We start from the raw sequence: 1,858 nt of genomic DNA, 5'->3' as shown, positions 1-1,858 counted from the left end.
GTGCGGGGGGAGGAGGGCGGGGAGGACGTGGTCGCGGCCGTGGCCGGGACTGCCGTGGCGGTGGCGCCAGTCCGCGCCGGGCGGGAGCAGCTCGCGCAGCACCGCCAGCAGGTCGTCGTCGCTTCCCGAGCCCGTCTCCAGGATGGCGATCCCGGCCGTGGCGTGGGGGACGAAGATGTTGAGCAGGCCGTCGGCGCCGCCCGCCGCCTCGGCGAGGAAGGATTCGCACTCGCGGGTCAGGTCGGTGACGGACTCGTCGGCTCCGGTCGTCACACGCAGGACGGTGCTGTGGAAGGTGTCGGTCATGGCCCCACGCTACGGCGAGGCGAGGCTCGACTGGCGGACGATCAGCTCGGGGTCCAGCACGATGCGCTGGTGGGTGTGGAGTCCGGCCTCCTCGCCCGTCTCCTCCATCAGCAGCTCGGCCGCCTGCCGCCCCATCCTGACCGCGGGCTGGCGCACCGAGGTCAGCGGCACCGCCGCCGCGGCGGCGAACTCGATGTCGTCGTAGCCGACGAGCGCGACCTCGTCCGGCACCCGGACCCCGGCGGCGAAGAGCGCCTGGAGCACGCCGAGGGCCAGCAGGTCGTTGGCGCAGAAGACGGCCGAGGGGCGCGGCGTCATGCCCAGCAGCCTGGCGCCCGCGTCCCGTCCCGAGGCGACGTCGAGGCGGTCCACCTCCAGGTGGGCGAGCGCCGCCTCCCCCAGCCCGGCTTCGGTGAGGGCGGTCACCGCGCCCTCCCTGCGGTCCTGGCACTGCGGCAGCGACATCGGGCCGCTGACATAGGCCACCTTCGTGTGACCCCGGCTCAGCAGGTGCCGCACGGCGAGGGCTCCGCCGAGCACGTCGTCGACGGAGACCGAACAGCCCTCGGCGCTGGGCAGCACCCGGTCCACGAAGACGAACGGGATGCCGTGGCGGCGGAAGTCGGCGAGGTTGCGCCCCGACATGTCGGCGGGGGTGACCAGCACGCCGCGCACGCGCTGCTCGGCGAAGAGGGAGAGGTAGTCGGCCTCCTCCGAGGTGCTCTGGGCGCTGTTGCAGAGCATCACGCCGAGCTGGGAGGCGCGGGCGACCCGTTCCGCGCCCGAGGCGACGTCCACGAAGAACGGGTTGGCCATGTCGAGCACGAGCAGCGCGATGATCCGGCTCTGCCCGGCCCGCAGCTGGCGGGCGGACTCGCTGCGGACGTAGCCGAGCTCGGCGATGGCGGCCTGGACGCGCTGGCGGGTCTCCTCGGCGACCATGTGGGGGCGGTTGATGACGTTGGACACGGTGCCCACCGACACACCGGCCTGCCGGGCCACCTCTTTGATCCCCACCGTGTGCGCCATCCTCGTGCCCCGTTCGTCTCGTCAGCGCGCTGTCGCCGCTGGGACATGGTATGCACCGGCGCACCGGCCGTTGTCGCCCGCCCGGGCGCTCAGGCCAGGTGGAAGACCTCCGAGAGGGGGCGCATGGCCTCGTCCGGGCGTGCGCCGTCCAGGGACTCGAAGAACCCGGCCATCTCGGCCTGCCAGCGCGCGTTGACGTCGGTCTCCTCCATGGCCCGCCGGGCGGCGGCGAAGTCCTCGGTCTCCAGGTAGCCGACGAGCAGTCCGTCCTCGCGCAGGAAGAGCGAGTAGTTGTGCCAGCCGGCGGCCGACAGGGCCTCGCGCATCTCGGGCCAGACCGTCTCGTGCCGGGCCCGGTACTCCTCGATCCGGTCCTGGCGGACCTTCAGCAGAAAACAGACCCGTCGCATGGGCGCGCCGCCCTTCTGAAAGGTTTCATAGGCCGCCGCGCACGCTAGCCACGCCCCGCGCGCAGCGTCAAGATCCGCCCACCGCTGCCCCACCCGCCGGCCCAGCAGCCGCC

3 protein-coding genes are annotated in these 1,858 nt (G+C 73.2%); all 3 read right to left on the bottom strand.

Features of this window, described 5'->3' with window-relative positions; genetic code table 11:
* The coding region (locus tag ADY01_RS35270; RefSeq protein WP_049580935.1) for a YjbQ family protein at nt 1–306 on the bottom strand (306 nt) is incomplete at its 3' end.
* Between the two features lie 9 nt (nt 307–315).
* Nucleotides 316–1,335 carry a LacI family DNA-binding transcriptional regulator gene (locus tag ADY01_RS35265; protein ID WP_049580933.1) on the bottom strand — a complete coding sequence of 340 codons (1,020 nt, stop codon included), beginning with the start codon at nt 1,333–1,335 and terminating at the stop codon, nt 316–318.
* Between the two features lie 89 nt (nt 1,336–1,424).
* Nucleotides 1,425–1,745 (bottom strand): L-rhamnose mutarotase, encoded by a 321-nt coding sequence (locus tag ADY01_RS35260; RefSeq protein WP_049580932.1) that lies wholly within the window; start codon nt 1,743–1,745, stop codon nt 1,425–1,427.
* Between the last annotated feature and the right edge of the window lie 113 nt (nt 1,746–1,858).

Source organism: Streptomyces sp. SBT349, assembly GCF_001083795.1.
In the GTDB taxonomy this organism is placed as follows: domain Bacteria; phylum Actinomycetota; class Actinomycetes; order Streptomycetales; family Streptomycetaceae; genus Streptomyces.
Note: the sequence above shows the minus strand (reverse complement) of the source record. Positions and strands in the feature narration are given on the sequence as shown.

Coding starts and splice junctions, on each gene's coding strand:
- ADY01_RS35265 (WP_049580933.1), bottom strand. CDS start 1,335: ATGGCGCACACGGTGGGGATCAAAGAGGTGGCCCGGCAGGCCGGTGTG.
- ADY01_RS35260 (WP_049580932.1), bottom strand. CDS start 1,745: ATGCGACGGGTCTGTTTTCTGCTGAAGGTCCGCCAGGACCGGATCGAG.